At 76.3% G+C, this 7,784-nt stretch carries 8 protein-coding genes; 4 read left to right on the top strand and 4 right to left on the bottom strand.

The window, feature by feature from the left end; genetic code table 11:
- Positions 1 to 47: 47 nt before the first annotated feature.
- The gene (locus ACI8AB_RS22510) at positions 48 to 1,019 is read right to left on the bottom strand and encodes a 4-hydroxy-3-methylbut-2-enyl diphosphate reductase (protein ID WP_456951961.1); all 972 of its coding nucleotides are present in this window, start codon (positions 1,017 to 1,019) and stop codon (positions 48 to 50) included.
- Between the two features lie 134 nt (positions 1,020 to 1,153).
- Between ACI8AB_RS22510 and ACI8AB_RS22505 the strand changes: the two genes are divergently transcribed.
- From ACI8AB_RS22505 to ACI8AB_RS22495, 3 genes are all read left to right on the top strand, one after another.
- Positions 1,154 to 2,665, top strand: a complete 1,512-nt coding sequence (locus ACI8AB_RS22505) for a hypothetical protein (RefSeq protein WP_456951960.1) — start codon at positions 1,154 to 1,156, stop codon at positions 2,663 to 2,665.
- Positions 2,666 to 2,729: 64 nt separating this feature from the next.
- Positions 2,730 to 3,953, top strand: coding sequence for an exodeoxyribonuclease VII large subunit (xseA, locus tag ACI8AB_RS22500; RefSeq protein ID WP_387993936.1), 1,224 nt, complete (start codon positions 2,730 to 2,732; stop codon positions 3,951 to 3,953).
- A 76-nt stretch (positions 3,954 to 4,029) separates the two neighbouring features.
- Positions 4,030 to 4,248, top strand: coding sequence for an exodeoxyribonuclease VII small subunit (locus ACI8AB_RS22495; protein ID WP_387993933.1), 219 nt, complete (start codon positions 4,030 to 4,032; stop codon positions 4,246 to 4,248).
- A 3-nt stretch (positions 4,249 to 4,251) separates the two neighbouring features.
- Here ACI8AB_RS22495 and ACI8AB_RS22490 read toward each other — a convergent pair whose 3' ends face one another.
- Positions 4,252 to 4,863 (bottom strand): DUF4245 domain-containing protein, encoded by a 612-nt coding sequence (locus ACI8AB_RS22490; protein WP_387993930.1) that lies wholly within the window; start codon positions 4,861 to 4,863, stop codon positions 4,252 to 4,254.
- Between the two features lie 130 nt (positions 4,864 to 4,993).
- Between ACI8AB_RS22490 and glpX the strand changes: the two genes are divergently transcribed.
- Positions 4,994 to 6,055: a class II fructose-bisphosphatase gene (gene glpX / locus ACI8AB_RS22485; RefSeq protein WP_387993927.1), complete on the top strand. Its 1,062-nt coding sequence runs from the start codon at positions 4,994 to 4,996 to the stop codon at positions 6,053 to 6,055.
- 124 nt (positions 6,056 to 6,179) lie between these two features.
- On the opposite strand, the gene ACI8AB_RS22480 is transcribed toward glpX, so the two are convergent.
- Complete coding sequence (locus ACI8AB_RS22480) at positions 6,180 to 7,316, bottom strand: hypothetical protein (RefSeq protein WP_456951959.1); 1,137 nt, start codon at positions 7,314 to 7,316, stop codon at positions 6,180 to 6,182.
- Between the two features lie 90 nt (positions 7,317 to 7,406).
- On the bottom strand, positions 7,407 to 7,784 hold a 378-nt coding region (locus ACI8AB_RS22475; protein ID WP_456951958.1), incomplete at its 5' end, for a hypothetical protein.

Below are 7,784 nucleotides of genomic sequence, written 5' to 3'. Positions count from 1 at the left end.
GCAGCGAGCCCCTCCCGGCCGGGAGGGGCTCGCTGCGTCCCGGGGTCCTAGCGGACGGGCCGGGCGGTCCCGCCGCGCCTGGGCCGCAGCTCGTGCGGCAGCGCGAACACCAGCCGCTCCTCGGCCGCCTTCACCGTCTCGACGTCGGGGTAGCCGCTCCCGGCCAGGAGGTCGAGCACCTCGCTGACCAGCACCTCGGGCACCGACGCGCCGCTGGTGACGCCGACGGTGCCGACGCCCTCCAGCCACGCGGGGTCGATCTCGGCGGCGTAGTCGACCAGGTGCGCGGCGCGGGCGCCGGCCTCCAGGGCCACCTCCACCAGCCGCACCGAGTTCGACGAGTTGGTCGAGCCGACGACGATCACCAGGTCGCACTCGCCGGCCATCTGCTTGACCGCCTGCTGCCGGTTCTGCGTGGCGTAGCAGATGTCGTCGCTCGGCGGGGACTGCAGGCCGGGGAACCGGGTCCTGAGCTGGTCGACGGTCGCGAGCGTCTCGTCGACCGACAGCGTGGTCTGCGACAGCCACACGACCCGCTCGGGGTCGCGGACCTCCACGTTCGCGACGTCGTCGGGGCCGTCGACGAGCTGGATGTGCTCGGGGGCCTCGCCGGAGGTGCCCTCGACCTCCTCGTGCCCGCGGTGGCCGATGAGGAGGATGTCGTAGTCCTCCTTGGCGAACCGCTTCGCCTCCTGGTGCACCTTGCTCACCAGCGGGCAGGTCGCGTCGATGGTGCGCAGCGAGCGCGCCCTCGCCTCCTCGTGCACGGCCGGCGAGACGCCGTGGGCGCTGAAGACGACGACCGCGCCCTCGGGCACCTCGTCGGTCTCGTCGACGAACACCGCGCCGCGCCGCTCGAGGGTCGCCACCACGTGCTTGTTGTGGACGATCTGCTTGCGGACGTACACCGGGGCGCCGTGGATCTCCAGGGCCCGCTCGACGGCCACCACCGCCCGGTCGACACCGGCGCAGTAGCCCCGGGGATCGGCCAGCAGGACCCGTCCGCGCTGATCAGCCATGACCCCATCGTAGGTGGCGCCGCGCTCCCGGCCCGGCCGTCGCGAGGGAGCGTGACGAGCCGCACGCCGCCCGACCGGGTGGGCCGGGGACCGGCCGCTGTGCCGTTCGCCGCGCGCTGCGGCAGGCTGGGCGCATGTCCCGTGAGATCCCGGAGCCGATCCGCGCCACCGTCGGTCTGGCCGCCACCGTCCTCGACGACGTCCGCAGCCTCCCGCAGACGCTGCCGGGCCTGCCGGTGCGCATCGTCGGCATCGCGCTGCAGGCGGCGATGAAGCTGCAGCAGCAGTGGTCGGGGCTGGTCGCCCGCGGTGACGAGGTGCTCACCGGACTGCGCGGCGACCGCGAGCCCGGCCTGGCCACCTTCGACGAGGACGAGGAGGCCGCCGCCGGCGGCGCTCCCCTCGTCGCCCAGCCGATCGACGTGCTGCGCGACTCCGCGTTCGACCGCGCCCCCGACGTCGACACCGTCGGTGACGCCACCGAGGTCGACGTCATGGAGGTCGACGTCATGGAGGTCGACGTCGACACCGACGCCGCCGGCCTGGTCGACGACGAGCTCGCCGGGCTGCCCCCGGAGCCGTCCCCCGCCGCGGTCGTCGCCGCCGTCGAGGACGTCAACGACGAGGTGCTGGGCGCCGAGGAGGCCGCGTCCGCGCTCGACGCCGCCGACTCCGCGCTGACCGCCGAGGACGCCCTGGAGAGCGCGCTGCTCGAGGCCGAGGGCACCGGGACCCCCGCCGGCACCGCGGCCGCCCCGGAGGACACCCCGGCCGCGAGCGACCCGGGCGGCTCCCCGGTCGGCGAGCTGGCCGGCGCCCCCGACGTGGGCACCGACGACACAGTCGTGCCCGACGCCGCGGACTCCGGCGTGCCCGACACCGGCATCGGCCTCGCCGACGACGCCGCCGGCTCCCCCGAGGCCGGCGTGCTGGGCGAGGACGCGGAGTCCGACACGGCCGCAGCCGAGGACGTCGCGACCGAGGTCGACGTCATCACGCCCGACGGGCAGGTCACCACGGTCGAGGGCACCGTCACCGACGAGGGCGTCGTCGCCCCCGAGGACGGCGGCGAGCAGGCCGCCGCCACGGACGAGGGTGCCGCCACCCAGGGGACGGCGGCCGGCGGGGCGAGCGACGTCGTCACCGGGGAGCACGCCCGCGTCGACGAGGAGCTCGGCGCCGAGCCCGCCCCCGGCGAGGACAGCGGTGCCGCCACCGACACGACCGGGCCCGAGCCGGTCGCCGAGGCCACCGACGAGGGCGGCACGACCGTCGCCGCGGCCACCGGGGTGCGCACCGACGTCGGTGGGGCCGACACCGCCGAGGAGGACGCGGCGATCGCCGAGGGCGCGGCCGTCGGCGCCGTCGGCGGGGACTCCGCCGCCCCCACCGACGACGCGCAGGGCGGCAGCGAGCTGTCCGGTTCCCAGGCCGCCGGGGCCGCCCCCGTCGAGGGCTACGACTCCTTCACCGTCGCCCAGCTGCGCGGCCGGCTCCGCGGCTACCAGCTGGCCACGGTGTCGGACCTGCTCGCCTACGAGGAGGCCACCCGCGCCCGGGCGCCGTTCCTCACGATGCTGCGCAACCGGCTGGAGAAGCTCGAGCAGCAGGCCGTCGAGACCAGCCCCCTGCAGCCCCGCGGCTAGCGGAGGGGGACCCACCCGAGGGTGCCGGGCGGGGCCGTCGGTCCCGCCTGGCACCCTCGGGGCCGTGAGTGCGCCCTCGTCCCCCGAGTCGCCCTGGCCGGTGCGGACGGTGGCCCGCAAGGTCGCCGAGTGGATCGGCCGGCTCGGCGAGGTCTGGGTCGAGGGGCAGGTCGCCCAGCTCAACCGGCGCAGCGGCGCCGCGACCGTGTTCCTCACCCTGCGCGACCCCGCCGCCGACCTCTCGGTGCCGGTCACCTGCGCCCGCGACGTCGCCGACCGGCCCGGCCTGGAGCTCACCGAGGGCGCCCGTGTCATCGTCCGCGCGCGGCCGGACTACTACGTCGCCCGCGGCTCCTTCTCCCTGCGCGCCACCGAGATCCGCGCCGTCGGCCTCGGTGAGCTGCTCGCCCGCATCGAGCGGATCCGCCGGCTGCTGACCGCCGAGGGCCTGTTCGACCCCGCCCGCAAGCGCCCGCTGCCCTTCGCCCCCGCCGTGGTCGGGCTGGTCACCGGCAAGGACTCCGCCGCCGAGCGGGACGTGCTGGTCACCGCCCGCCGCCGCTGGCCCGCGGTGCGCTTCGCCGTCCACCACAGCCTGGTGCAGGGCGTGAACGCCGCCGCCTCGGTGATCGACGGGCTGCAGCGGCTGGACCGCGACCCCGAGGTCGAGGTGATCGTCATCGCCCGCGGCGGCGGCTCGGTCGAGGACCTGCTGCCCTTCTCGGACGAGGGCCTGGTCCGCGCGATCGCCGCCTGCCGCACGCCGGTGGTCACCGCCGTCGGGCACGAGACCGACACCACGCTGGTCGACCACGTCGCCGACGTCCGCGCGGCCACCCCCACCGACGCCGCGCACCGGGTCGTCCCCGAGATCGGCGAGCAGCGGCGGCTGGTCGACGGGCTGCGTGCCCGCGCCCGGCACCTGCTCACCGTGCGCCTCGAGCAGTCCGAGCGGTGGCTGGAGAGCGTCCGCAGCCGGCCGGTGCTCGCCGACCCCCAGCGGCTGCTGCACGGCCGGGCCGACGACGTGGCGGCGCTGCGCGACCGGGCCCGCCGCACGCTCACCCACCGCGTCGAGTCCGCCGAGCGCGACCTCGACCACGCCCGCGCGCGGGTGGCCGCGCTGTCCCCGCAGGCGACGCTGCAGCGCGGCTACGCGCTGGTGCAGCGGGCCGACGGCGCCCTGGTCCGCGACCCGGCCGAGGTGGCCGACGGCGAGCGGCTGTCGGTGCGGGTCGCGGGTGGGCGGCTGGCCGTCCGGGTGGACGGGCAGGATGGGGAGCCGTGAGCGGACAGGAACGCGGGCACCGCAGCGAGGAACGAGCGAGGAGCGGAGCGTTCCGCGGGAGCGGACCGGGGACACGGTGAGCGAGCCGACGACCGAGCAGCCGACGCAGACCTACGAGCAGGCCCGCGAGGAGCTGGCCGAGGTGGTCCGCCGGCTCGAGGCCGGGGGGCTCACCCTCGAGGAGTCCCTCGGCCTGTGGGAGCGCGGCGAGCAGCTCGCGCAGCTGTGCCAGCACTGGCTCGACCGCGCCCGCGAGCGGCTGGCCGCCGCGGCGCCCGGCGAGCAGGAGGGTTGAGCCTCAGCTGGGGACGCTGACCGGCGCGACGGCGGTGGCGACGGTCTGCAGCTCGTCGTCGTCGGCCGAGCCGGTGACCACGGTGGTCACGTCCCCGGTCTCCAGCGACAGCACGGTCTCCCCGCGGCCGTTGGTCTGCCGGGTCCAGGTGCGCCCGGCCAGGTCGACGCTGCCGTCGTCCTGCGCGCCGTCGAGGACGGCGCGCAGCCGGTCGGCGTCGGGGTCGTCGGTGGTGAGGAAGCCCGCGTACTCGTCCGAGGGCGTCACGTAGCCGATCTCCAGGGTCACCGGCTCCCCCTCGCCGGCGTCCGCGGCGTCGGTGCGCGCGCTGGTCGGCCGGTAGCCGTCGGGCAACCCGGCGGGCACCTCCACGGTGTAGGACGCCCGCTCGGCGGCGAGCCGGACGCTGCTGGTCGGGTCGATCGGGCGGACGGGGTCGATGCCGCTCTGCCGGAAGGCGACCCAGCCGGCGACGAGCAGGACGATGACCACCAGCGGCAGCAGCGACCGGAGCATGTTGGCCGCGCTCATCCGGTTCGCGCGCTCCGCCGCGGTCGGCGCCGGCGGCGGCTGCTCCTCGGGGGCCTGCTGGCCCGACGGGCCGGAACTGGTCATGCCCCTAGGATCGCAGCACCGATCCACGACCCCGCCGCCCCGCTCCCGGACTGCCCCGCGCGCCCGACCGGCCCCGGGGACGGGTCGCGGGCGGCGGGCACCGGCAACGGTGCCGGACTCAGGAGGTCACGTGACCCTGCCCGTACCCGACGGCCCCGTGCCACCCACGCCCCGCCGGAGCACCTTCCGCACCGACCGCCCGGCGCCCGACCGCAACCTCGCCCTCGAGCTGGTGCGCGTCACCGAGGCCGCCGCGATGGCCGCGGGCCGCTGGGTCGGCCGCGGCGACAAGAACGGCGGCGACGGCGCCGCCGTCGACGCCATGCGGGCGCTGATCGGCACGGTGAGCATGCGCGGCGTCGTCGTGATCGGCGAGGGCGAGAAGGACCAGGCGCCGATGCTCTACAACGGCGAGCAGGTCGGCGACGGCTACGGCCCCGAGTGCGACGTCGCCGTCGACCCCATCGACGGCACCACCCTGATGGCCAAGGGCATGCCGAACGCCATCGCCGTCATGGCGGTGGCCGACCGCGGCGCGATGTACGACCCGTCGGCGGTCTTCTACATGGAGAAGATCGCCACCGGCCCCGCCGCCGCCGACGTCGTCGACATCACCGCGCCGGTCGCCGAGAACATCCGGAGGGTCGCCAAGGCCAAGCACGGCCGGGTGGAGGACGTCACCGTCTGCATCCTCGACCGGCCGCGGCACGACCAGCTCGTGCACGAGGTCCGCGAGGCCGGCGCGCGGATCCGGTTCATCACCGACGGCGACGTCGCCGGCGCGATCGCCGCGGCGCGGGAGGGCACCGGGGTCGACCTGCTCATGGGCATCGGCGGCACGCCGGAGGGGATCATCGCCGCCTGCGCGCTCAAGTGCATGGGCGGTGCGCTGCAGGGCCGGCTGTGGCCCAAGGACGATGAGGAGCGGCAGAAGGCGGTCGACGCCGGCCACGACCTCGACCGCGTGCTCACCATCGACGACCTGGTGCGCGGCGACGTGTTCTTCGTCGCCACCGGCATCACCGACGGCGAGCTGCTGCGCGGCGTCCAGTACCGCGCCGGCGGCTGCACCACGCAGTCGCTGGTCATGCGCTCGCGCTCGGGCACCATCCGCTCGATCGACAGCCTGCACTCGCTGGAGAAGCTGCGCGCCTACTCCGCGGTGCCCTTCGACCGCTCCGACGACGAGTGAAGGACCCGCCTGCCCCCCACCGCTCGCACGCTCGCAGCGGTCCCCCGCAGGCGGGCCGTTGCAGCACCGCACCACGGCCCCGGGGCGCTCGCCCCGGGGCCGTGGTGCGTCTGCGGGACCGGCGTCAGCCGAGCCGGCCCTCGCAGTTGGCGACCTCGTAGCTCACCCGGCCGGCGCAGGTGCCGGCGTACTGCTCCCACGGCGAGTCCGACGGGGAGGAGCCCCACAGGTCGTCGCAGGCCGCCCAGTCGCCGGCGAAGCAGCGGTCGGCCAGCGGCTGGAACTCGCCGCCCGGGTCCTCCCCGAGGCCCTGCGGCGGGACCGGGTCGCTCTGCGGCTCCGGCACGCCCTCCCCGAGCCGCGACACACAGCCGTTGACCTCGTAGCTCACCCGGCCGGCGCAGGTGCCCCCGTACTGCTCGTACGCCGAGTCGATCGGCGTCGAGGCCCACAGCTCGTCGCAGGCGGAGAAGTGACCGGCGAAGCAGGCCTCGGCCAGCGGCTGGAACTCGCCGTCCGGGTCCGAGCCGAGCCCCTGCGGGGGCACCGGCGTCGAGGTCGACCCCGCACCACCGCCCCCGCCGGACGACGACGAGGACGAGGACGACGAGGAGCTGCTCGACGAGGACGACGACGAGGACGGGCCCGAGGACGACGAGCTGGAGGCGGACGAGGAGGTGCTGGTCCGCGTCGGGTCGGCGACGGTCGAGCCGTCGTCGTCGCGGAGGAGGAAGAACAGCCCGACGGCCGCGGCGGCGACCAGCAGCGCCCCGGCGACCACCGAGGCGATGACGACGTTCTTCCTGTCGCCCCTCTGCTGCGGCTGGCCGTGGCCCGGCTGCCCGTAGGACTGCTGGCCGTAGGGCGGCTGGCCGTAGGGCTGCTGGCCGTAGCCGGGCTGCCCGTACTGGCCGTAGGGCTGGCCGTACTGCTGGTTCGGGTCGTAGGCCTGCTGCCCGTACTGCTGCGTCGGGTCGTAGCCGGGCTGCCCGTACGGCTGCTGGCCGTAGGGCTGCTGGCCGTACTGCTGCGTCGGGTCCTGGCCTGGGTGGCCGTGGGGCTGCTGACCGGGCTGGGGGAAGGGCGAGGTCTGGTCGCGCTCGCCCGGCTGGCCGTACCGGCCCGGCTGGAACTGGGAGGTGGGGGGCGCCGGCTGGCCGAACTGCCTCGTCGGGTCGTCGGACTGCCCCCACCCCTGCCGGCCGGGCTGCTCGCCCTGGGGGTCGTTGCCGCCCGGCGGCGGGTACGGCGGCTGGGACATGGTGCGGACTCCTCGGTTCAGGTAGATGCGCTGGTCAGGCTAGGTGGGCCGGGTGGCGGCGACCAGCACCGGCAGGTCACGGACGGGCCGTCAGTCGAGGTCGGTGCACAGCGGCACCGACCACGCCTTCACGCGGCCGCCGCAGGTGAGCGCGTACTCCTCGTACTCCGACAGCGGCGGCGACTCGGCGAACAGGTCGTCGCAGGCCTGCAGGTCGCCGTCGAAGCAGCCCTGGGCGTGGGCGTCGAGGAGGGGGTCGGACCCGAGGACGCCGGGCGGCACCGGCTCGGACTGCTCGACCTCGCCCGGCCCGCCCCCGGTCCCGTAGTCGTAGTACTCGGAGGGAACGCCGCCGTAGAGGGCCTCCCCGACCGCCTCGCCCATCGCCTCGCGGGCCGGGGGGGCGGCCGCGGCGGGGCGCGCCGGGCCCCGCAGCGCCGGGCCCCCCCGCGCCGGCACCACGGCCGC

It is taken from the genome of Geodermatophilus sp. SYSU D00698 (assembly GCF_054050335.1).
Note: the sequence above shows the minus strand (reverse complement) of the source record. Positions and strands in the feature narration are given on the sequence as shown.